The organism is Actinoplanes sp. NPDC051343 (genome assembly GCF_044455125.1).
In the GTDB taxonomy this organism is placed as follows: Bacteria; Actinomycetota; Actinomycetes; order Mycobacteriales; family Micromonosporaceae; genus Actinoplanes.
On sequence record NZ_JBITEL010000006.1, the window covers coordinates 22,887 to 45,259 of the forward strand.

General features: G+C 69.7%; 20 protein-coding genes and 1 pseudogene. 12 read left to right on the forward strand and 9 right to left on the reverse strand.

Features of this window, described 5'->3' with window-relative positions; translation table 11 throughout:
• Window positions 1–6 precede the first annotated feature (6 nt).
• Window positions 7–3,072 carry an AfsR/SARP family transcriptional regulator gene (locus ACIA5C_RS20230; RefSeq protein ID WP_396056729.1) on the reverse strand — a complete coding sequence of 1,022 codons (3,066 nt, stop codon included), beginning with the start codon at window positions 3,070–3,072 and terminating at the stop codon, window positions 7–9.
• Window positions 3,073–3,165: 93 nt separating this feature from the next.
• A complete protein-coding gene (locus ACIA5C_RS20235) occupies window positions 3,166–3,315 on the reverse strand; it encodes a hypothetical protein (RefSeq protein WP_396056731.1) in 150 nt (49 codons plus the stop codon).
• A gap of 618 nt (window positions 3,316–3,933) precedes the next feature.
• On the opposite strand from ACIA5C_RS20235, the gene ACIA5C_RS20240 reads away from it, so the two are divergent.
• A complete protein-coding gene (locus ACIA5C_RS20240; RefSeq protein WP_396056733.1) occupies window positions 3,934–4,128 on the forward strand; it encodes a hypothetical protein in 195 nt (64 codons plus the stop codon).
• Window positions 4,129–4,167: 39 nt separating this feature from the next.
• Here ACIA5C_RS20240 and ACIA5C_RS20245 read toward each other — a convergent pair whose 3' ends face one another.
• Complete coding sequence (locus ACIA5C_RS20245) at window positions 4,168–5,442, reverse strand: ABC transporter substrate-binding protein (RefSeq protein WP_396056735.1); 1,275 nt, start codon at window positions 5,440–5,442, stop codon at window positions 4,168–4,170.
• Window positions 5,443–5,622: 180 nt separating this feature from the next.
• Between ACIA5C_RS20245 and ACIA5C_RS20250 the strand changes: the two genes are divergently transcribed.
• From ACIA5C_RS20250 to ACIA5C_RS20265, 4 genes are read left to right on the forward strand one after another with little or no spacing between them, the layout of a single operon-like run.
• Entirely contained in the window at window positions 5,623–7,095 is a 1,473-nt protein-coding gene (locus ACIA5C_RS20250) for a diguanylate cyclase domain-containing protein (protein WP_396056737.1), read from the forward strand.
• Complete coding sequence (locus ACIA5C_RS20255) at window positions 7,092–9,422, forward strand: putative bifunctional diguanylate cyclase/phosphodiesterase (protein ID WP_396056739.1); 2,331 nt, start codon at window positions 7,092–7,094, stop codon at window positions 9,420–9,422. The genes ACIA5C_RS20250 and ACIA5C_RS20255 overlap by 4 nt, the downstream gene beginning before the upstream one ends.
• A complete protein-coding gene (locus tag ACIA5C_RS20260; protein ID WP_396056740.1) occupies window positions 9,365–10,063 on the forward strand; it encodes a recombinase family protein in 699 nt (232 codons plus the stop codon). Before ACIA5C_RS20255 ends, ACIA5C_RS20260 begins: the two co-directional genes overlap by 58 nt.
• 14 nt (window positions 10,064–10,077) lie before the next feature.
• Window positions 10,078–10,287, forward strand: a complete 210-nt coding sequence (locus ACIA5C_RS20265) for a hypothetical protein (protein WP_396056741.1) — start codon at window positions 10,078–10,080, stop codon at window positions 10,285–10,287.
• Between the two features lie 183 nt (window positions 10,288–10,470).
• Here ACIA5C_RS20265 and bla read toward each other — a convergent pair whose 3' ends face one another.
• Window positions 10,471–11,298 (reverse strand): class A beta-lactamase, encoded by an 828-nt coding sequence (gene bla, locus ACIA5C_RS20270; protein ID WP_396056744.1) that lies wholly within the window; start codon window positions 11,296–11,298, stop codon window positions 10,471–10,473.
• Window positions 11,299–11,380: 82 nt separating this feature from the next.
• Here bla and ACIA5C_RS20275 point away from each other — a divergent pair, with 82 nt between their 5' ends.
• The 4 genes from ACIA5C_RS20275 to ACIA5C_RS20290 all read left to right on the forward strand — a co-directional run bounded on the left by ACIA5C_RS20275 (window position 11,381) and on the right by ACIA5C_RS20290 (window position 14,709).
• Window positions 11,381–12,226, forward strand: coding sequence for a LysR family transcriptional regulator (locus tag ACIA5C_RS20275; protein ID WP_396056746.1), 846 nt, complete (start codon window positions 11,381–11,383; stop codon window positions 12,224–12,226).
• A gap of 4 nt (window positions 12,227–12,230) precedes the next feature.
• A complete protein-coding gene (locus tag ACIA5C_RS20280) occupies window positions 12,231–13,139 on the forward strand; it encodes a serine hydrolase (protein ID WP_396056748.1) in 909 nt (302 codons plus the stop codon).
• Window positions 13,140–13,450: 311 nt separating this feature from the next.
• Window positions 13,451–13,651 (forward strand): hypothetical protein, encoded by a 201-nt coding sequence (locus ACIA5C_RS20285; RefSeq protein ID WP_396056750.1) that lies wholly within the window; start codon window positions 13,451–13,453, stop codon window positions 13,649–13,651.
• Between the two features lie 128 nt (window positions 13,652–13,779).
• A complete protein-coding gene (locus ACIA5C_RS20290) occupies window positions 13,780–14,709 on the forward strand; it encodes a hypothetical protein (RefSeq protein WP_396056752.1) in 930 nt (309 codons plus the stop codon).
• Between the two features lie 204 nt (window positions 14,710–14,913).
• On the opposite strand, the gene ACIA5C_RS20295 is transcribed toward ACIA5C_RS20290, so the two are convergent.
• Complete coding sequence (locus ACIA5C_RS20295; protein ID WP_396056754.1) at window positions 14,914–15,945, reverse strand: integrase core domain-containing protein; 1,032 nt, start codon at window positions 15,943–15,945, stop codon at window positions 14,914–14,916.
• A gap of 194 nt (window positions 15,946–16,139) precedes the next feature.
• On the opposite strand from ACIA5C_RS20295, the pseudogene ACIA5C_RS20300 reads away from it, so the two are divergent.
• A pseudogene (locus ACIA5C_RS20300) lies at window positions 16,140–16,426 on the forward strand (IS110 family transposase); the annotation flags it as partial.
• Window positions 16,427–16,464: 38 nt separating this feature from the next.
• On the opposite strand, the gene ACIA5C_RS20305 reads toward ACIA5C_RS20300, so the two are convergent.
• The 4 genes from ACIA5C_RS20305 to ACIA5C_RS20320 all read right to left on the reverse strand — a co-directional run bounded on the left by ACIA5C_RS20305 (window position 16,465) and on the right by ACIA5C_RS20320 (window position 20,381).
• Window positions 16,465–17,139 (reverse strand): response regulator, encoded by a 675-nt coding sequence (locus tag ACIA5C_RS20305; protein ID WP_396056756.1) that lies wholly within the window; start codon window positions 17,137–17,139, stop codon window positions 16,465–16,467.
• Window positions 17,136–18,353 (reverse strand): sensor histidine kinase, encoded by a 1,218-nt coding sequence (locus ACIA5C_RS20310; protein WP_396056758.1) that lies wholly within the window; start codon window positions 18,351–18,353, stop codon window positions 17,136–17,138. The genes ACIA5C_RS20305 and ACIA5C_RS20310 overlap by 4 nt, the downstream gene beginning before the upstream one ends.
• A gap of 63 nt (window positions 18,354–18,416) precedes the next feature.
• Window positions 18,417–19,664, reverse strand: coding sequence for an alpha/beta fold hydrolase (locus tag ACIA5C_RS20315; protein ID WP_396056760.1), 1,248 nt, complete (start codon window positions 19,662–19,664; stop codon window positions 18,417–18,419).
• Window positions 19,665–19,814: 150 nt separating this feature from the next.
• Complete coding sequence (locus tag ACIA5C_RS20320; protein WP_396056762.1) at window positions 19,815–20,381, reverse strand: SAM-dependent methyltransferase; 567 nt, start codon at window positions 20,379–20,381, stop codon at window positions 19,815–19,817.
• Between the two features lie 344 nt (window positions 20,382–20,725).
• Here ACIA5C_RS20320 and ACIA5C_RS20325 point away from each other — a divergent pair, with 344 nt between their 5' ends.
• Entirely contained in the window at window positions 20,726–21,535 is an 810-nt protein-coding gene (locus ACIA5C_RS20325; RefSeq protein WP_396056764.1) for a recombinase family protein, read from the forward strand.
• The gene (locus ACIA5C_RS20330; RefSeq protein WP_396056766.1) at window positions 21,529–22,119 is read left to right on the forward strand and encodes a zinc ribbon domain-containing protein; all 591 of its coding nucleotides are present in this window, start codon (window positions 21,529–21,531) and stop codon (window positions 22,117–22,119) included. Before ACIA5C_RS20325 ends, ACIA5C_RS20330 begins: the two co-directional genes overlap by 7 nt.
• Window positions 22,120–22,373: the final 254 nt, after the last annotated feature.

Genomic DNA, 22,373 nt, shown 5'->3' on the forward strand with positions numbered 1-22,373 from the left:
CGCCGGTCAACGCCGGCGGCCGAGCATGGTCTCCATCTCCTCGGACCCGAGCCGGTGCCCGCTCGCCTGATAGATGTCAAGAGCACACCGGGCGTGCCGCGCCCCCGTCTCCGCATCACCGGCGTTCATTGCGGCGGCCGCCAGCGCTGCCTCGGCATGCGCCTCGAAAACCCGATATCCACCGGCTCGGGCGGGCCCGAGCGCCTGCTTCGCGTACGCGCGTGCCCGCTCCGCATCGCCGGCGGCGACACCCGCCGCGGCCAGGCCGAGCAGCGCTCCGAGCTCCGCGTGCCGGGTCTCGGTCGCCCGCGCCGACCGGAGCGCCTCCTCGTACCCGGCGGCCGCCTTGGCGATGTCGCCGAACCGCAGGTGGACGCCGGCGAGCACGTTGAGGGCGTTGGCGGCGATCTGGTTCTCACCGGCCTCGCGGGTGAGGTCGACCGCGGCCCGCGCCAGGCGCAACGCCTCGTCGAGGTGGCCGGCGTCGCGTTCGACGGTGGCCAGCACGGCCCGGCTCTCCGCCTCGGCGCCGCGGTCGCCGACCTCCTCGTGAATGGTGAGGGCCGCCCGCAGATGGGTCCGCGCGAGATCGAGGTTGCCGAGCGCGGCCTCGCACTCGCCGAGGTTGGCCAGGTCGATGCCCTCGTTGCCGCGCTCGCCGAGCTTCCGGTTCAGCGCAAGCGCCTGGGTCTGGTAGTCGGCGGCCTCGGCGAACCGGCCGCGCAGCCAGGAGACCAGGCCGAGGTTGCCGAGGCGCACGGCCTGTGCGCCGAGCCGGCCCTCGGATCGGGCGATCTCCAGCGCCCGGTGGTATTGCTCGGCGGCTGCGGGCAGCTCGCCGAGCCAGAAGTACGCCGTGCCCAGGTTGCCCAGCACTGCCGAGTGGCCGATCGACCAGCCGGCCCGCTCAGCCAGCGCCGCCGCCTGGGTGTAGTGGCCGATCGCCTCCGGGTAGCGGCCCTGACAGCGGACCAGGTCGGCCATGCTCAGGTGGCACGCGGCCTGCCCGGCGAGATCACCGGCGGCGGTGGCCGCGGCCAGGCCGGCCGACGCCACGGTCTGCCAGTCCACCGTGTGCATCCGCAGCCACAGGAATCCGCGCAGTCCGTCGGCGAGAGCCCAGGCCTTCTCGTACGGGCCCTTCTCCGCCGCGTGCAGGGTGGCGGCGACGAGGTTGGCCCGCTCCGCGTCCAGCCAGGCCGCGGCCGCCGCCGCGTCGTCGAAGGCGGCCGGCGGCTCCGGCCGGGGCAGTCGCAGTTTGGCGGGGTACAGCTTCTGGGCGGCCGCGTCACAGCCGGCGACAAACCAGTCGAACAGGCGGGCGACGGCATCCGCGTCGTCTCCGTCGGCCTGTTCCCGCGCGTACAGCCGCAGCAGGTCATGCATCGCATGGCGCTCGGACCCGGTGGTTTGAATGAGGTTGGCCCGGATGAGCCGGTCGAGCGCCGGCGGCTCGCCGCCGAGCGTCGCGACGGCTTCGGCGCTCACGTCCGGCCCGGGCACGAGACCGAGGCGGCGGAACAGAGTCCGCTCGGCCGGGTCCAGAGCGACGTAGGACCGGTCGAACGCGGCTCGAACCGCGTTGTGCCGATCACCTTCGACCTCGAGCGCGGCCAGCCGGTCGTCCGCGGACAACGCGATCACCTCGTCGGTGATCCGGCGATCCGGCTGGCCGGCGAGGTTGGCGGCGGCGATCCGCAGGGCGAGCGGCAGGCGGCCGCACAGCCGGGCCAGCTCCGCCACCTGCCCGGGCTCGGCGGCTACGCGTTCCGGGCCCAGCACGCGCTCGAGCAGCGTGACCGCGTCCTCCTCAGCGAGCGGGTCCAGCGTGATCGGCCACGCGCCGTCGCGCGCGACCAGGCCGCCGAGCCGGTCCCGGCTGGTGACCAGGACGAGACAGCCCGAACCGCCGGGCAGCAGCGGCCGGACCTGGTCCGCGCTGTCCGCGTTGTCGAGCACCACGAGTATCCGGCGTCCGGCCACCACGGAACGATGCCGTGCGGTCGCCTGCTCCTGCTCGGTCGGGATCTGGTCGGTGGGCGTACCAAAGGCCTGCAGGAAGCCGGCGAGGGCGTCGATCGGCCGCCGGCCCTGGAGGTTGACGAAGAGCTGGCCGTCCGGGAACTGATCCCGGACGCGGTGAGCCCAGTGCACGGCGAGCGCGGTCTTGCCGACCCCGGCCGTACCCGAGATGAGGCCGACGACGGTGGTCTCGTCCACCCCGGCGAGCAACTTGCCGAGGACGCTCAGATGATTGTCGCGACCGGTGAAGACGGACACGGCGGGCGGCAGCTGCGCGGGCGTCGGTGCCGCGTCCGGGGTGGACCGGTAGGGTGCCAGGGCGTCGCCGCCGGCCAGGATCGTCGCCTGCAGGGCGCGCAGGCTCCGGCTCGGTGGCACGCCGATCTGGTCGATCAGGGTCTGCCGCAGCCGCTGGAATGTCGCCAGGGCGTCGGCCTGCCGATCGGCGCCGTACTGGGCCAGCATCAGCATCGCCCAGAACCGCTCCCGCAACGGATGCGACCGGACGTAGCCGTCCAGTTCGGTGATCAGCGTCGGATATCGGCCCAACCGCAGGCCGGCCTCGAGCCGCTGCTCGACGACCGCCAGCCGCTGCTCCTCGAGGTGGGCGGCATCGGTTCGGGCGGCCTGGACCTCCACACCGTCCAGGGCCGGTCCCCGCCACAGCGCCAGGGCCGCGCCGAGAATCTCGGCCGCGCGGGCCGGAGGCGCCACGGCAGCGCTCGCCACCTGCGCCTCGAACCGGTCGAGATCCAGCTCACCGGGAGCGACCTCGAGCACATATCCCGGCGTCCGGGTCACCAGCCGCTGCCGGTCCGGGTCGGCCACGCGGCAGGCGCGCCGCAACTGGGCCACGCAGCCCTGCAGCAGACTGCGCGCGGCCACCGGCGGCCGGTCCTCCCACAGGTACGTGATCAGCCGATCGGCCGACACCACCCGATTGGCATTGACGAGTAGCGCGGCCAGCAAGGCTCGCTGCTGTGGACCGCCGACCGAGATCGGGCGGCCGTCCCGCCACATTTCCGGCGGCCCGAGGATCCCGAATCGCATGCGACGGTCCCCGTCCTGGCGTTTGCCCGGAACGGTACCAACCTGGGCCATGCATCTTCACGAATACGACGGCCAACCGACACCCGGTTCGGGTCAGCCGTTGCGGAGCGAGGTGGTGGCGGCGGCCAGCGTCACTACCAGCGCAGTCAGCAAACGATGCCTAAGCACATACCGCGCCGTCGCCCGGCCTACGCGTCCGGCTGACCCGGCGGCCACCGCGATGGTGCGCTCCATGATGGTCATGGGTTCATTGCACTCGATGTGGCCAAGCCGTCACCCATTCACCTACGACGATCTTGGCCAGTGCCGGTTTCCGGCGTACTCCGGTCGGCCCCGCAATGGGGAAGCTGATCCGGCTAGCGATCACAAGGGACGGGGGTGACGGCCCTGGGTTCCTCGGCTCCCGATCATGAAGGCGCAACACCACCGGCGAGGCGCCCTTCAAGAGCCTGCTCATGATCCCAGCCCGGGTCTCCTGGGCACTGGTCGAGGACGGTTGGATCCTGCGCAACCGGATCGTGTGGAACAAGACCGACGCCATGCCGGAGTCGGTCAGGACCGGCTGTCCAACCGGCACGAAGAGCGACGTTGCTGCACTCCTCTGCCGTACCGTCACCGCCTGGCCCTCGCAGACAGTGACGGTGCCGCGGTGGGCTGCGCTCGCTCAGGTGACCCGCGCGGCCACCAGGGTCTCGAAGGTATAGGGCCGCAGGCCGTCGGTCCGGCCGGCGAAGTACCGCTGCTGGAGGTCTGCACGTGCGGGGTGGTCCATGACCTCCAGCCCGCACCGGCCGATCAGCCTCTCGATTCCGGATACCGGCCAGCCAGGCTGAAGAGGATCGCCGACAGAAGCGGCGACCCGTGTGTAGATACGAGCGTATTCCGTCGCCGCAGTTCGAGGAGCTCGGCTGTGCGCGACCACGCGATCTCGCCGTCAGCCTGCTCTCCGCGATCCAGGGGGCCTCGGTGTTCGCCGCGACCTTGCGCGACCCGGAACTCCTGTCGATCGAGATCCGCCGCTTGCACGACTGGATCGACACACTCGACCCGGAGTGACCCTCTGATGAACCGTGGTCAGGGCGGGGGAGGCCCACATCACGCGTATATGCCGTCCATCGACTTCAGGAACTGGTCGATGGCTCCGCCGCCGACGAACTTGGACAGCGCGGTGTCGATTTCGCCGCTCCGCACGGTGTCGACCAGCACGCCGTGAGTCGCCGATCCGACCACGACCGTGGCGGGGTTCTGCCACGCCGCCAGCGCCGAGGCCAGATAGTCCTTGTATTTCATCTTGTCTGAGTCGACGCGCGCGGTCAGGGACCGTTTCTGGAGACTGAGCGCCTCCTGGCCCGGGACCGATGCGCAGGCTTCGAGCCACTTCTCCGCCGCGGCGCGGTGTGGGGCACCGGCGGGCAGCATGAATGCGTCCGAGAGGAAGTTGAACACGCCGTCGGTGCCGGGGGAGGGGACGGCGTCGTAGTCGGTTCCGAACGTCATGCCTTTCGCACGGCTCAGGTACGCGTCCGCCCAATCGCCCATGACCGTGTACGCGGCCTTGCCGTCGATCACCTTGTCGAGCGCCGACTGCCAGTCGCCGTCGAACGTCTTGACGTCCGACGCCGCCAGCACATTGCTGAAGACCTTGACGGCCGCCCGGACATCCGCTCCCAGCCAGCTCGCCTTTCCGGTCCACAACGCGGAATACTTGGCCGGGCCCAGTTCACCCAGCAACACGTTCTCCAAGAGGTGCTTCTGGGTCCATTCGGGCCCGATCGCCAGCGGAGTGATCTTCTTGGCCTTGAGCTTCGCGGCGATCGTCATGAATTCCGGCCAGGTGGCGGGCGGCTTGGCGATGCCGGCCGCCCTCATCGCTTTGACGTTGTACCACAGCAGGTTCGATCGGTGGATCGTCACCGGCACGGAATAGATTTTCCCGCCGATGGTGATGGCGTTTATGACCGCTTTGGGGAACTTGTCGCGCCAGCCGTTGCGATCGAAGAGGTATGTCAGATCCTGGACCTTGCCCGCCTTGACGTCGCTCATCTCCTCCTGCCCGGCGTGCACCTGGTAGGAGTCGGGCGGATCGTTGGCCGACATTCGGCTGGCCAGCACCGCTCGCGCGTTGCTTCCGGCGCCGCCGGCGACCGAGGCGTTGATGAAGTCGACGCCCGGATTCTGGTCCTTGAAATAGGCGATGAGGGCGTCGTATCCCTCCTTCTCGCCGGGACCCTGCCACCACGAGAAGACCTCGACCTGGTCGGCTGACTTGGCGGGCTGGTCCGATGCGCCGTTCGAGTTGGCGCATCCCGAAACGGCGGCCAGGAGGATCGCCAAAGCCAGCGTGACCGGATGATTTGGACGCCGGAACACCGCGCACCGCCCTTCCGGGGCAGGATCGGACATACGTTTGTTGGCCACCGAGTCCGTCTTCGTGGCCTGAGCGTAGATGGCCTCTCGTCCGCTTCGCCGGGCTTTGGCGCAGCTCCTGGGTGATGCCGAGAGGGCTCCGGCGGCGAGCTCCGGACGGACGGGTGCGAGACAGAGCCTTCATTGGCGGCGTTCGCGACCGATATGCCAATAGTCCGTTGCGGTGATGCGTATCCAGGGAGAGGGTTCGTGGGCAGGAAGTCAGCGGGAGACGGTCCGTCGCAGGGCGCGCCCGAGAGAGCCGTGCGCGGCCGCTCAATCGCATTCCTGAAGCATCCCAAGCGAGCTTTCGCCGATCGTCGCATCAGCACCAAGATCGTGAGCGTTGCGCTGGTGGTCGCGTCGGTCTTCGCCGCCGTCGGGGTCGTCGGCCTCATTCGTATCAACGCCCTCGCGGCGCAACAGGAATATCAGTACCGGACGAACGTCATGGCGCTTTCGTACATGACTGATGCCCGTTCCGCGGTGGGTACTCAGCTGGAAGCCGTCGTGTCCCACATCCTTTCCGACTCCGGCTATTACCGGAACCAGTACGAGTCGGACATCGCTACCACGGATCTGCGGCTGGACGCCGATCTCGCACAGCTGCAGAAAGTGCATCTGGTGAGCTCCGAGGAGCGAGCCCTGAACGCGTTCGGCTCCCTGTTGAAGTTGTGGCGCGCCGCTCGCGACAGCGCGCTCGACGCCAGCCGCCGGGGCGACCGGCAGCGAGCGAGTGAGATTCTCCTGGTGCAGTCGCAGGCTCTGGCGACGTCGGTGAAGACGCGGGCCGACGCGGTGCTCACCCAGATTCTCGCCTCCGTGGCCACCGGATCGCGCCAGGCGTTGTCGAGCAGCCGAGCCACCGAACGTTTCATGCTGCTGTCGCTGCTGGCCGGCGCCCTGGTCGCGATCACCTTGTCGGTGTTGGCCGCGCGGACGTTGTCGCGACCGCTGCGCGAGGCGGTCGACGTGCTCACAGGGGTCGGCCAGGGCGACTTCAGCCAGCGGCTCACGGTCCGCGGCGACGACGAGGTCGGCCAGATGGGGCACGCCCTGAACAAGACCCTGGTGGCGCTGCGCGACGCCTTCGCCGGGCTGAAACATCAGGCCTATCACGACAACCTCACCGGCCTGGCCAACCGGGCCCTGCTGCGGGACCGGCTGACCGAGGCGTTCACTCGTACGTCGCACGACAACACCCTCGCGTTGATCTTGGTCGATCTGGACGGGTTCAAGCAGATCAACGACGTCTACGGCCATGCGGTGGGTGACCTCCTCCTGGTCGCGGTCGGCGAGCGGTTGCGCGAGAACGTGCAGGGCCCGGACGACATGGCCGCCCGCCTGGGCGGCGACGAGTTCGCGGTCCTGCTCGAACGGTTCGACAAGCCCAGCGAGGCCTACGCGGTGACGGATCGTCTGCTGGCGGCCATCGGGGAACCGGTTTCCCTTCCGGGCCTGGAGATCCGGCCGCGGGCCAGCATCGGGGTCGCGCTGTGGAACGGCCACAGCGATATCGACGGCTTGCTGCGTGACGCCGACGTCGCAATGTACGCCGCGAAGGCGCAAGGCAAGAACAACGTCGTCCGCTTTGAGGAAATCAAGGCGCTGACATGAGGGTGCCCGCCACGACCGCGACCGACGAGGCGTCGACGGGGATGATCCCGGCCCGTGGGCGGATCTGGCTACGGGTCGGCTTCGGTCTGGGCCTGGTGTTGTTGCTCGGCCAGTTCCTGGTGGCCCTGCCGGCGGGCTGCGCCTGGGCCGACCGGCACCCCGGCTTCAACGACTTCCTGCAGGACGCGATCTATCTGCTCGCCGCACTGCTCGTGGCGATCCGGGCGATCACCGTTCGGCAGGATCGCGGCGCGTGGTTGCTGATGGCTGGCGGCCTGACCTGCTATGCCGCCGGAACGGTGTACTGGACAGCGGTCCTCACCAAGCTCAACCTGCAGCCGTACCCTTCGGTCGCCGACGGGATGTGGCTGGCGTACTACCCGTTCGCCTATGCCGCGGTGCTGCGTCTTCTGCGGGCACGGCGCTTTCGCCTGGGCGTCTCCAGCTGGCTGGACGGACTGATCGCCGCGGCCTGCGCGGCCGCGTTCGCCTCGGTCATGTTCCTGACCGGCTTCGCCGGCACGTCCGGCCAGCGAGCGTGGTCGGTCGTGGTGAGCATGGCCTATCCGCTCGTGGACATCGTGCTGGCCGGGCTCCTGCTCGGCGCGTGGGCACTCAGCGGCTGGCGCACCGAACGGGTGTGGATGTTGCTGCTGGCCGGTATGGGCGTCAACACCACCGCCAACGGCATCCACATGTTCGAGACCACGCACGGAACGTTTCTGCCGGACAGCTGGACCGACGCGTTGTGGTCGGTCGCGCTCGCCCTGATCGTCGCAGCGGCCTGGCAGGGCCCGGTGCGGTCGGCGGCTCAGCCGCACCCCAGAGCGATCGTGCGGGTCGCGCTGCCTGCGGCGCTGGCATGCGCGTCGGTCGTACTTCTGCTGTACGGCAGCTGGAGCGACGACGTGTTGCCCCGCGCCAGCAGTCTGCTCGCCAGCGTAGCGATCATGGCCGCGATCTTACGCATGCTGCTGACCGTCCATGCGGTGGAGGCGATGGCCGACGCCCGACGGCAGGCCCGCACCGACGACCTGACCGAGTTGCCGAACCGCCGGCTGTTCCAGGAAACCCTCGATCGCCAACTGCTCCGCCGGGACGTGCAGCAGGCGCTGGCCGTGGCGATCATCGATTTGGACCGCTTCAAGGAGATCAACGACAGTTTCGGGCATCACCTCGGCGACCGGCTTCTACAGATGGTCGCCGTCCGGCTGCGCGAGGCCTTCGGCGGCGACGGCCTGCTGGCGCGGCTCGGCGGCGACGAGTTCGGCCTGCTGCTGCCCGCCGAAGTCGACGGCGCCCTCGAAGTCACCACCAGGCTGTTGACCGCGCTGCGGCGTCCCTTCGATCTGGAACAGGTCACGCTGCACGTCGACGCCAGCATCGGCCTGGCCGTCTTCCCGGACCACGGCCGCGACCGCAGCACCCTGCTGCGTCACGCCGACAACGCGATGTACATCGCCAAGACCGACCACAGCCGGATCGCCGTGGCGAACGAAGGTGCCGACGACGACGCCGGCCGGCGACGCCTGACCACACTCGAGGAGCTCCGCAGCGGCCTCGACAACGGCGAGCTCATCCTGCACTACCAGCCGCAAATAGACCTCGCGTCCGGCGCGGTGTCGGGCGTGGAGGCCCTCGTCCGCTGGAACCATCCCACCCGCGGGCTGGTCTACCCGGACGGGTTCCTGTCCCTCGCCGAACACGCCGGCCTGATCGGCGTGCTCACCACGCAGGTGCTCGGCATGGCCCTGGAGCAATGCCGCGCCTGGCGCGCCGTAGGTATCGACCTCACCGTCGCGGTGAACCTCTCCGCCTCCAACCTGCACGATCCCGCACTGCCGAGCTTCGTAGCCGAGTCGCTGGCGCGCCACGGCATACCACCGTCGGCGCTGCACCTGGAGGTCACCGAGGAAGTCCTGATCAGGGACGCAGCCCGCGCGACCGAGGTTCTGGCCCAACTGCGCCGGATGGGCATCAAGCTGGCCGTCGACGACTACGGCACCGGCTACTCGAGCCTGACCTACCTGCATGCCCTGCCCGTCGACTACCTGAAGCTCGACCGCGCGTTCGTCGCCCACTGCGACACGAACCCCCGCAGCGCGGCCATCGTGAAGAGCACGGTCGAGCTCGCCCACAACCTCAACATGCGGCTGATCGCCGAGGGCGTGGAGACCGAGGCCGTGCTCGACCGTCTCCGGGAGTGGGACTGCGATCTCGTCCAGGGATATCACCTCAGCCGTCCGCAGGCCGCGGATCTTCTCACCGAATGGCTCCGGAATCGGTCGGCCGCGCCACTCATCAGCCCGAGCGCCGCCCGCGGCTGACCCGCCGGGCGCCGCTCCGGGCAGGCCTCGTGGTGGTCGACCTGGCAGCTTTTCCGCGCTCGCACCCTGATCGAACCGGCAGGCGGCGAGATTGTCGCCGAGTTCTTCGACATCGGGCAGTCCCGGTCGTTGCCCTCGAAACGGCGCCCGAAGCGCTGCGCCTGCTCGACACGATCAAGAGCACCGGCCGCGACTTCGACACCGTGGCGCTCTACGGCGGCATGAGCAAGGGCGAACGCAACCGCATCAAAGTCCGCGTCCGGTCGGCGATGAAGGCGCAGACCGAGTTGGAGGGCCGCTACCTCGGCGGCCGGCCCTACGGCTACCGGCTCGCCGACGCCGGCCCGCACCCGAACCCTGGCAAGGCAGCCGAGGGCAAGCGGCTGCACCGGCTCGAACCCGACCCGGTCACGGCGCCGGTAGTGCAGCGGATCTTCACCGAGTACGTCTCGGGCCGGGGGATGACCTCGATTGCACGCGGCCTCACCCAGGACGTTATCCCCTGCCCGTCGGCGTACGACCGGGCGCCCAACCCGCACCGGCACACCAGGTCTGGGAGACGACAGCGATCCGCGATCCTGCACAACCCGCACTACACCGGCCGTCAGGTCTGGAACGCGCACGCACCGATGAAGTCCTGATCGACGTCGAAGACGTGGCGCTCGGCCACGAGAACCGCCACCGCTGGAACGACCCGAGCGAATGGGCCTGGTCCCGCGCCGAGGCACACGAGCCGCTGATCAGCACCGACCTCTACGAGCGCGCCCAACAGACCATCAAGAAGCGTGGCACGAACAGCGACACGGGCAAGGCACCTCGACGCACCGGAAGCCCAGCTCTCAATCGCCACCCGCTGCGGGCATAAGGGTGCCGGGTGGGGATGGGAGCGAGGATGCCGTCGGACACGGCAGCATCGACTCGTCGTTTCAACTCGACGTAACCAGCCATGCTCTCGAAGCCGCGGATCTCGTCCCACCCCATCACGCACGGATTCGCGCCGGGTTCGGTCTCGCGTGAGCGGAACCGACAATCCCATGCCGCGAGGCGCTCAGTGGAGGCGAGCCAGCGCGATGCGAGTGGCCTCGGCGACGAGGGCGTCGTCGGTGGCCGCGCCCGGATCGTCGTGCGTGGTGAAGACGGTCAGGACGATCGGCGCGCCGGCCGGCGGCCACAGGACGGCGATGTCGTTGCGTGAGCCGTACGACGCGGTGCCGGTCTTGTCGCCCACCGTCCAGCCGGCAGGCACACCGGCGCGGATCGTGTTGCCCCCGGTGGTGTTGGCACGTAGCAGGGCGACCAGCTCACCCCGGTCACCCGGGCAGAGCTCCCACCCCAGGGCGTACGCCCGCAGGTCGCGGCCGAACGCCCGCGGCGTCGTGGTGTCGCGCCGGTCACCGGGGATGGCGGTGTTCAGGTCGGGCTCGATCCGGTCCACCGACGTGATGTGGTCGCCGGTCGCCCGGAGTTGACGTTCCAGGCCGGCGGGGCCGCCGAGCTCGCGGAACAGCAGGTTTCCCGCGGTGTTGTCGCTGACGGTGATCGCGGCGTCGGCGATGGCGGTGAGGGTCATGCCCTCGTCCACGTGCAGCGATGTGACCGGCGAGAAGTCGACCAGGTCGTCGCGCGTGTAGTGCACGACGCGGGACATCCCGGCCTCGGATGTGCGGTCGAGCACGGCGGCCGCGGCGAAGGTCTTCAGCGTCGACGCGTACGCGAAACGCTGGTCCGCGTGGTACGTCACCGTGCGGCCGGACCCGGTGTCCACCGCGTAGACGCCGAGCCGCGCGTCGTGCGACGACTCCGCCTGGGCGAACGTCGGTCCCGGCACCACGCCGAGGGAAAGTACGAGGCCGATCAGAGGTACGAATGCGGTCATGCCGGGGACTGTGCCGAACTCTTGTCATGCTGTCCAAGACTGAAATGGGCGCTTCCATGTTGATCTGGCATAGTGCCGGGCCATGGACCTGGTCGCCGCGAGCCGAGCGTTCCTCGCCGTCGCCCGGCATGGCAGCTTCACCGTCGGCGCCGCCGCCATTCGTGTGCCGCAGTCGGTGGTCAGCCGCCGGATCGCCGCGCTCGAGTCGCATCTCGGCGGCGTCCTGCTCGACCGTACGAGTCGGGCGTTGACGCTCACGCCGTTCGGCAGCGACCTGCTGCCGGCGGCGCGGCGGCTCGTGCAGCTGGCCGAAGCCCTGGAACACGACGCCGAGCGAGCCCGGCGCCGGCCCTTGCACTTGGTGGTCCCGGCCATCTGTCCGCCGCGCGACCTGGCCCGACTCGCCGCCAAAGCCCAGGAGCGCGGCATTCACCTGGAACTGTCGACGGCTGCGCCGGACGACCACGCGGAGATCGGCGTCGAGATCGTGCCCGTCCCGCCCGACGTGGCGACCTGGCGCGTGCCTCTCGGTCTGGCCACGCTGGGTGATCCGGTCACCCATGTGGAGAACCTCAAAGACCGGGAGGGTACGGGTAGAGCGATCTGGATCCAGCCGGAGGACGACCTGCCGCACGTGCGCGACCGACTCACCCGCCTCGGCGCGAGCGTCGGGTTGCGACCGGCCCAGATCGTGGTCGCCTCGTCGCTCGTGGCGGCGGCCGCCGAGGCTATGGCAGGAACGGACCTGCTGCTTTGCTCGGCGGCCCAGGCGAGCGATCTGGGGTTGCCCTGGGGCAGGATCGGGGAGCTGGAACTGACCCGGGGCTACGACGCGGCGGCCGGATCGGCGGCCGGGCTCGATCGGGTCCGGCGGCTGTTGCCCGACCTGATCGGGTGTGCTCTCGGCGTACCCAAGAAGGGATCTTGATCTTTTGAGCACTGCCAAGGTCTTCCGCGAGGCGCGGCAGACACTCGAGGACGCCGGCTTGCGTGGCGGCTTCCTGGTGCGCGACCTCGATTCGGGCGATGAGCTGGGGCTGGAGCCGGACGCGGTGTTCCCGGCGACATCACTGATCAAGGTGCCGCTGGCGGTCGCGACACTGGAGCGGGCCGGGCGCGGCGAGATCAATCTCGAACGGACGGTGACCGTGCGCCCGGACCGCCGGGAAGGGCTGGGGCCGCCCGGCCTGATGCGGTTCCGGCACCCGGCTACGGTGGCGGTCGAAGACCTGATCTATCTGGCCGTGGCGCTGAGCGACAGCGTGGCGGCGGATGAGCTGTTCGCGCTGACGCCGCCCGGCAACGTCGCAGCCGAACTACGCCGACTCGGGCTGGACGGCATCGCGGTGCGGCACCGGACCCTCGACCTGATGGACACGCCGGCCCAGCGGCTCCCCGCCGGCGACGAACATCTGGCACAGGAACTGGCCATCGGCGCGGTGACCGCCGGGCAGGGGCACCCAGTACCGCAACTGGACGTGAGCCGGGCCAACGCGGGCTCGGCGCGCAGCTTCGTCGACCTGCTCGAAGCCCTGTGGCGCCCGTCCAAGATCTCAGCCCCGGTTGCCGCGCGCCTCCGCGAGCTGATGTCCCTCAACATGCTGCGGCACCGGCTCGCGCCGGACTTCGCCTCGGATGCGTCCCGCTGGTCGTCCAAGACCGGCACGCTGCTGACCATGCGACACGAGATCGGGGTGGTGGAACACGCGGACGGCAGGACGTACGCGATCGCGGCCCTCACCGAGTCGCGGGTGCCGGCCGCGATCCAGCCCGCGGCCGAGGTGGCGATGGGCCGAGCGGCACGCATGCTCCGCGACCTGCTCCGGGACTCGGCTCTCTGAGCCTCTGTCCGCGGCTGAAGACGACACGCTGCACGACGCTCGACCAGTTGCCGGACCCGTGACCAGTTGTAAGCGATCGCCCTGCCTTTCAGTGCCGTTCCCGGCGTGAATCTCGTGCGCATCGACGGTCTACGGAAGGTCGTCGTGGACGACACCACCGTCGCGCTGCGGCTGCTGGTCGACCGCCGCGACCAGCTCGGCCGAACCCGCACCGAAACTGTGCGCCGGCTGCATCACCTGATGCTGGAACTGGTGCCCGGCGGGCGAAGAGGTTCCTGTCCGCCGCCCAGGCCCGCGCGCTGCTCAACACGGTGCGCCCGCGTGACGTCGTCGGCAAGACCCGCCGCTGGCTTGCCTCCGAACTGATTCACGAACTCACCGTCATCGACAAGAAGATCAAGGGCGCCAACGCTGAGCTCACCGAGCTGGTCGACAGTACCGGCAGCACCCTGCAAGACCTCACCGGCATCGACCCGTCCGGCGCCCCCCCGCCTGCTGGGCGACATCGGTGACATCAGCCGGTTCGCCAGCCGCGCGCACTTCGCGACTACGCGTGATCCTGTCGCGCTGGGCCAGCATCCGGGGTAGCCGAGATGAGGACGGCGCCCCGGCCGCGACGACAACCATTACAGTCGCCTTCGTGAGCGCAGACCAGGGTCTTGTCCGGGTGTCCGATGCGTTCGGCGTACGCCGTGCCCGAACCGGATCGATCCTCGCCGATGACGGGACGATCTATCACGTCAAGTGGGATGACACCGATGAGGAAGAGCGCGTCCCACGAGCCGCCGACGTTCACGTCGCGACGAGGCGCTCGCTGCGTTTCATGGCCTTGTCCGACACTCGGCTGTTCCATGCCGTCTTCGCCCAAGAGCCCCTCGCGGTGGTTCTCCACCTGCTGGCCGACTCGCCGGTCCCGCTGAAGGTGCGAGAGATTCGGGAGCACCTGTTTGAGCTCGGGCTCCGGAACGAGACGTGGGCCCGGCACTGGCCCCGCGCGCTGGCGGTTCTGCCCAAGTGGCCAAATGTCGTCCGACGGCAGAAGGGCGACACCCTGGCCTACGCCTGGGTGGGCGGCGACCTTCCCGATCTTCCGTCGGACGCCGAGTCGGAGCCGGAACCGGAGCGGGCTATCCCCGCGCCTGCGTCGAAGCGTGCTCCTGGGTCCGCCAAGCCGGTCGCGGCGGCCGCGCCACCGGTCGAACCGGCGGTGCCGTCCGCTGAGCGCCTCCGGCGCCAGATGACCGCCGCGCGGAGCCTCAGCGAGGTCGCGCGCCTGCTTACGCTGCCGAGAGAGTTCGTGGCTGAGTTGTCACCGGAGGTGGTCGCCTCCGCTCTCCGCCGGGTCGCCGCCGAGGATCGGCTGGTCATGGGCTGGCTCGACGCCCTGACCGCCTCTGGGCCGGTCGGTGCGCTGACCGAGGAACTGGCGACCGCCCGGGCGGCGAACGCCGCACTCCAGAGCCGGGTCGACGAACTGGAGGAGTGGTGGGCGGCCCTCGAGCAGAGCACCGATCCGGGCGCCGCAATCCGTCAGCCGGGTGCAGGTCGTCCCGACGGTGCTGGATTCTGATCTTGCCGAGGTGATGCTCGGCGCACTCACAGGTAGCTCGTCCTTGATGACGGCCCGATCCGCCTCGATATCGAAGCCGAGCATGGGATGACGGCCGGGATCGCCGCCTTCGGCCCCTTTAGCTCGCGCGGCCGAGCCGGGTGAAGGACACTACGAAAACGGTTGAGGCAGCCCTGCGGATGCCGATAATGCCATCCGTGCTGGTCAAGCGGCTTGCTCGTATTCGTGGATGAGTCCGCCGAGCCGATCATGTCGGTGGATGCGGAGCCGCCTGATTGTCGCCGGTTCGGTGGTTGGTTCGGGTAGCGGTGCGCGTGGTCGGGCGTTGGCGATGCCCTGGTGCGGCCGGTGCTCGTTGTAGTGGCGTTCGTACTCGCGTAGGGCGTGCAGCAGATGGGCCCGATTGAAGATCAGAGTCCGGTCGAGTAGTTCTTGGCGGCAGGATTGGATCCACCGCTCCATGATCGAGTTCATGCGGGGCATGCGGACGCCGGTGAGTACGACCTCGAGGCCGGCGTCGGACAGGATCGTGTCGAACAGGGCCGGGTACTTGCCGTCACGATCACGGATCAGGTGCTTGACCTCGCAGCCGATGTCCTCGAGGTCCATGACCAGGTTCCGGGCAGCCTGCGTGACCCAGGCTGCGGTCGGGTGGGGTGTGGCGCCGAGGATCCGGACCCTGCGGGTGGCGTGTTCGATTACCGCGAGGACGTACAGGCGGGTGCCGGTTAGCGTCACTGTCTCGAAGAAGTCGGCCGCGAGGATGGCCGGGGCTTGGGAGTGCAGGAACGTCGTCCAGGTGCTGCTGGTGCGCTCGGGTACCGGGTCGACGCCGGCGTCTTTGAGATCTCCCACGGTGGAGGCGGCGACCTTCACGCCTAGGGTGAGCAGTTCGCCGTGGATACGCCGGTATCGCGAGGCGGTGTTCTCCGCCGCCAGACGCAGCACCAGCGCACGGATCGACCGGATCGTTCGTGGCCGCCCGGCCCGACGGGGCCGCGAACTGCTGGCGTGCCGGCGGGCGATCAGATCGCGGTGCCAGCGCAGCACCGTGTCCGGGCCCACGAGCAGCCGCAGCTGGTGCAGCACTGTTCGTGGCAGCGGGTGCAGCAGAGCGGCCAGCCAGGCCCGGTCGATCCGGGTGAACCGGACCCGTTCGCCACCGAGCTGCCGTTCTAGCAACATGATCTGGTGCCGCAGAGCGAGGATCTCAGTGTCCTTGTCGCGGTCGCTCATCGGAACAGCCGCAGCAGAGTCAGAGCGTTGGTCACCCCGATATACGCCAGTCGTAGCAACACAACCGATCATCCTCGCGGAGCAGCACGCATCGGGCATCGCCGAGGCCCGGTCGCTGAAACCAACCCTGGGTCAGGTTCATACGTCGGTGATCGATATGGCCGCGAACAGGGCGGATGAGGTTTTCGGCACCCGCAACCTCACCGATCACCCGCGCATCCGGCAGTCGCCGGGTCGTGCTGGCTCGTTACGCCCGCAACCGGCGTCTCGCTGACGCGGTGCATCAGTGGGCGTTCTGCGCGATGCGCGGCTCACCGGGCGCCCGCGCCTACTACCAATCCCTGCGGGAGCGCGGCACCGGCCATCAGGCTGCTCTACGCCAGCTCGGCAACCGCCTCGTCGCATCCTGCACGGCTGCCTAAAGACCAGAACGGCCTACGACGAGGCCACCGCCTGGGCCCACCTTCAACCCCAGACTTGACTTTGAAAACATGGGATGTCTGCCGCAGGTGTCGAGGGTCAGTCCGGGTCTGCTGGCATGAGGCCGTTGCGGTAGGCCCAGATGACGGTCTGTACGCGGTCGCGGGCGCCGATCTTGGACATGGCTCGGCTGAGGTGGCTCTTCACGGTGCTTACCTCGACGACCAGGGCGGCGGCGATCTCGGCGTTGGACATGCCCTGGGCCAGCAGTTTGACGATCTCGGCCTCGCGGGCGGTCAGCGCGTCGGCGGTGCCGGCGGCCGGGCGTGGGGCGGACGCGGCGGCGGGGCGGCGGCGGGCGAACTCGCGGATCACGCGACGGGTGACCGACTGGTCGACCAGGCCCAGGCCGGCGGCGACCCGCCGGATGGCGTCGACCAGGTCGTCGGGTTCGGTGTCCTTGAGCAGGAAGCCGCTGGCGCCCGCCTCGAGCGCGCCGAACACGTACTCATCCAGCTCGAAGGTCGTCAGGACCAGAACCGCGGGGGCCGGTTCGATCTCGTGGACGATCTCGCGGGTGGCGTCGAGGCCGTTGCCGTTCGGCATGCGGACGTCCATGCAGACCACGTCGGGGCTCAGCAGGCGGGTGAGGCGTACGGCTTCGGGGCCGTTGGACGCCTCGCCGACCACGCGGATGTCGTCGGCGAGTTCGATCAGGGAACGAAAGCCGGCCCGCAGCAACTGCTGGTCGTCGACGAGGAGCACCGTGATCACGGAGGTGGTTCCCCTTCTGCTCGCGGCACGGTGAGTTCGACCTGCCAGCCCCCGTCGGCGGTCGGGCCGGCGGTCAGCGTCGCGCCGATGAGCGTGGCGCGTTCCCGCATGCCGATCAGCCCGAAGCCGCGGCGGTCGCCGTTGGTGGGTGTTGCGACGACCGCGGGTGGGTCGTTGCGTACCAGCAGGGTGGTGCCGTCGCGGCGGTGCCGGATGGTGATCGTAACCGGGGCGCCCGGTGCGTGATCACGGGCGTTGGACAACGCCTCCTGCGCGACCCGGTAGAAGGCCATGTCGGCGGCCGGCGGGACGTCGCGCGGTTCCCCGGTGACGGTCAGCGAGGCGCCCTGGCCGGACGCCAGCTCGGCGATCCCGGCCAGGCCGGCCGCCGGGGCACCGTTGGTGCCGTCCTCCCGCAGGGCGCCGACGATGAAGCGGAGGTTGCTCAGCGCCTTGCGGCCCTCCTCGCGGACGGTGATCGCGCCGGTGCGCGCAGCCGCAGGGTCGCGTTCCACCAGGCGTTCCACCAGGGCGGCCTGCACGATCACCGAGGTCAGATGATGGGCGGTGACGTCGTGCAGTTCGCGGGCCATCCGGGTGCGTTCGGCGGCCAGCGCCGACTCGACCCGGGCGGCCTGGGCCCGGGCCGCCTCGGCGGCCCGGAGCTCGACGAGTTCGGCGTAGCGGCGGCGCATGGCGACGTTCTGGCCGATGAGGGCCGCGCCGCCGTAGGCGGCCAGGGCCACGAGAAGTTGCCCGGCGGCGCGGGCGACCACGGCGGACGGCTGCATCACGGGGGCGGGTCCGAAGGTGGCCGGCACCGCGCTGAACAAGACATAGCCGGCGATCTCGGTGCCGGCCGCCGCGGCGGCCAGGGCGAACGAACGACGTACGGTCAGAAGCGTGCCGCAGGTGTAGACCGCGATGGCGACGGCCGCCCCGCGCACCTCCTGCCCGGTGGGTACGACGGCGGAGAGCACGGTCTGCAGGACGAGCACCAGTGCGATGCACACCAGCGGCCGCACCCGGCGCAGGCACAGCGCGATCGCCTGCGCGGCCAGCAGGGTCAGCACGAAGCCGGTGGCGGTCACGGTCGGGTCGGGAAACCACAGCACGGTCGCCGACAGGAGCGCCACCAGCGCCGCGAGAGCACAGTCGCGGCGAAACGGCGAGGTCAGGCCGAGTGCGTCCCACGGCCGTACGGAATCGGTCATGGCCTGTCCGGATTCGGGGGGTCGGTGCGGGTGCGGCCGGGTCGCGGCCGCACCCGAGAATGGTCAGCGGTGCCGGGCGAGCCACTTGCCGATGTCGGCCAGCACGACCGGGTCGGGGTTGGCCTCGGCCGGGTTGTACTGGGGAGTCACGTTCAGGAAGTGACCCATGCCCGGGTAGGTGATGAGCTTGTGGTCGCGGTTGCCGGCCGTGGTGAGCGCGGCGTCGGTGACGATCGCACCGCGCACCCGGGTCTGGATGTCGGTCTGGCCGTTCAGCAGCAGCACCGAGCCGTGGTAGTGGACCAGGTCCTGGGCGGGGGTCGGGAACCGGGCGATGTCAACGAGGTAGTCGGCGAAGCCCTTCGGGGCGTTCGTGAGATTCGGGTACTTGGCGAAACCAGCGGCGGCCTCCACGGCCGGGCGCACCTCGGCGTCGATGGCCAGCTTGCCGTCGCCGTTCGCGTCGAGCCGGCTGTTGACCTTGTCGTCGTGCACGCCGTCGAGCAGCAGCGGGCGCAACTGCTGCGCCGTGCCGGCCGGTTGACCCAGCAGACCCTTGGTGACCTCGTCGGCGGTGAGCAGGCCGTCGCCGTCGAAGTCGAACTCGTCGTGCAACTGTCCCAGACCCGCTCCGACCGCCTGGTAATACACCACCTCGCGGGGCGTACCGCTGACCACGCCCATTTCGACGACGCCGGCCGGACCGGGGATGCCGTAGGTCCGTGGGGCGGCGGCCAGGTTGCTCGCCACCTGGGTCCCTTCGCTGTGGCCGAACAGGAACAGCCGCCCGGTGTCGACCCGCGACGACTTCGCGGCGAATCGTACGGCCGCGGCCGCGTCCCGCACCACCTGCTCATAGGGCTTGGCCGGATAGAGGAAGGCCGGATTATCGCTCAGCTTCGGGCCGACGTCGACGACGCCCCGCTTGTTGAAGCGCAGCACGGCGAAGCCCTGGTGGTTCGCCGTCTGGGCGACCTGCTCGAGCGGGGTCGCGCCGGTGTCGACGGTCTCGTTCAGGTCGTTCTTGCCGCTGCCGTGCAGCAGCACCACGGTGGGTAGCCGGCCCTTGGCGCCGCGCGGATAGGTGAGCTCGCCCTTCGACACCCACCCGCCTTCCATCGGGATCGTGACCTCGTCCCGGACGATCCCGGCCCAGCCGTCCGACGTCGCCGGCACGAGCGATGCCTCGGCCCGTGCGAACGGCACCGAACCGACCGCCAGTGCGGCGGCGACCACGGCCACGGCCGTCCCGGCGAGGACCGACAGCGTTCTACGCCGGCGCCTTCGTTGCGAATTCGCGTGCTCGACCATGGTGAACTCCCTCGGGCTGCCGATGGCGCCGGCCGGACGACCGGCGCCGTGGCTTGAACCCTTCCGTCCACCCGTGGTCCGGCACATCCGTCGCAGGCCGGAACTCGGCCTTACGACCTCCGATGGAGATCGGGGCCGCGGATCGTGCGGTCAGTCCTTGCGGGCCACCCCGGCATAGAGGCCGACCGACTTCGGGTCGGGAATCTCGGTGCCCTCGGCCGGCCGCCACTCGCCGGCCGGCACGATGCCGGGCTCGATCAGCGTGAATCCGTCGAACACCGCCGCCATGTCGGCGCGGGTCGCCGGCCACACGTCGGAGCGCCCCTGATCGAGCATCGTCCGGTAGGTCGCGATCGCCTCCGGCGTCTCGAAGTCCTGGGTCGCGTGGGACGCGAGCAGGTAACTGCCCGGGGGTAGGGCGGCCATCAGCTCGTGGACGAACTCGGCCGCCCGGGTGCGGTCGGTGATGAAGTGCAGCACCGCCAGCAGCACCAGGGCGACCGGCTCACCGAGGTCGAGGGCCTCCCGCAGGGCGGGCCGGCGCAGGATCGCCTGCGGATCGTTCAGGTCGGCGTTGACGTAGTCGGTGCGGCCCTCGGGCGAACTGGTCAGCAGGGCCCGGGCGTGCACCAGCACCAGCGGGTCGTTGTCGACGTAGAGGATGCGGCTCTCGGTGCCGAATGGCCCGCGCATCGCCTCGTCGGGGCCCGCCGCCATCGCCGATCACCTCCGCCGGCACCACCTGATCGCCGTCTGCGACGCCAGCTCAGTCTCCGTGCAACCGGACATCGTCGCAGTGACCCGCTGAGCACACCGCAGTACCTCGAACCCGCCCCGCCTCCCGACGAGACCAGCACCCGGATAGGGTGGCCCGTCACCAGGGCGGGCGGAAGGCAGAAAACTCCACAGTGTTCGCATCCGACACCAGTACGCTGGCCGCATGGCTGCACCATCCATCGCCCCGTGAACGGGGCCACAAGATTCCACCTCCGGTTCGGGGCAGTCTGCGGTTCGCGTTCTACGGGCGGGTCTCTACCGCCGATCGGCAAGAACCCGCCGTCTTGCGCCGCTGGCAGCACGAGGTCGCTACCGACACCATCGGTGATGCCGGCAGCATCGTGCGGGGCTTCTTCGACATCGGCTGCTCCCGCAGCGTCCCGTGGCCCGACAGGCCGCAAGCCCGTGCCCTGCTGGTGGCCGTCGCTGACCCTGGCCGCGATTTCGACGCGATCATCATCGGCGGCGCCGACCGGGCGTTCAGCGGCGGCCAGCTGCAGGACATCCTGCCGATCCTGGACCGGCACCGGGTCGCGTTGTGGCTGCCCGAGCTCGACGGTCCACTCGATGCCGGTAACGCTGTGCACCAGGCCCTGATCCTGATGCTCGGCCACGACGCCCGCCGCGAAGTCCAACGCGCCCGGTACCGGACCCTGACCGCTATGAGGGTGCTGGCCCGCGACGAGGGCCGTTTCCTGGGCGGCCGCCCACCGTATGGCTACCGGCTCGTGGACGGCGGACCGCACCCTAATCGCAAACACGCCCAGTGGGGTCGGCGGCTCAAACGCCTCGACCCCGACCCGGCCACCGCTGGCCATGTCAGCTGGATCTTCACCCAACGGTTGAGAGGCTTCAGCGCCCAGCAGATCGCCGTCCTGCTGACCGAGCGCGGCATCCCGAGCCCTGGGGCGAGCGATCCGGACCGTAACGCCCACCGGGCGGGTCCGGCCTGGAGCCGCCGGGCGGTTGACACGATCCTGGCTAACCCGCGGTACACCGGGCGGCAGGTGTTCGGCGGCAACGCATTACCCATCACGAGTCCAGTCCCGGCGGCCCGCCTACGCGTGGGCCCAACGACCGCAGCGACGTGGTGATCTCCCGCGGCCTCGCGCATCCGGCGCTGATCAGCGAGGCGATGTTCGTCGCGGCCCAGAAGGTGTCGGCGGTCGCCGGCCCGCGCGACGGGGGAGAGCGCCGATACCTGCTGACCGGGCTGGTCATCTGCGGATCCTGCGGGCGGCGGGCCGAAGGGGCGTGGGTGTCCGGCCGGGCCGCCTACCGATGCCGGCACGCCCAGCGCGGACGCCGGGCTACCGACTCGGTGCTGCCGTTCTACGCCCGCGAGGACACCCTGCTGAACATGGCCGCCGCCGAGCTCGACAACCTCACCGGCGGCGGACAAACGCTGTGGGATACGACTGCTCTGGCCGATTATCTCCGCGCGCGGGATCTGACGTTATCCAACACCCGAACCGGCGTAACACTGCTCGGAGCCCTGCCCGAGAAGGCGGCTATCGCCATTCCTGGAATCTTCGGTGTAGACCAGATCAGCACTCTCGGCATGACCGCCGAATACCGCGCAACCGCGGCGTCGCCGCGAAAGACGGTGGCGCCAAAGACCACCAGAAGAAAGACCCGGATGATCACCGCAAGATCGATCAAGAAAGATCAGCAGTGACCCCGTAGGGGTTTGCGTGTCCGGAGACCAACACTCGGGGTAGGCACACAGCCATCGCGGCTAGAGAGTTGGGGATATAGTTCGTCGGGTTGTATCGATCATCGTCTGAACCGGCACGCACGTGCGGAAGAGAGGGCCGCGATCATCGCGTTGCATAGCTGCCCGTTACGTCGGCACTGGATGTGGAACCGGGCACTCAAGGACGAGTTACTAATCGGTGTCGACGACAACGCGATCGACCGCAAGAAACGCCA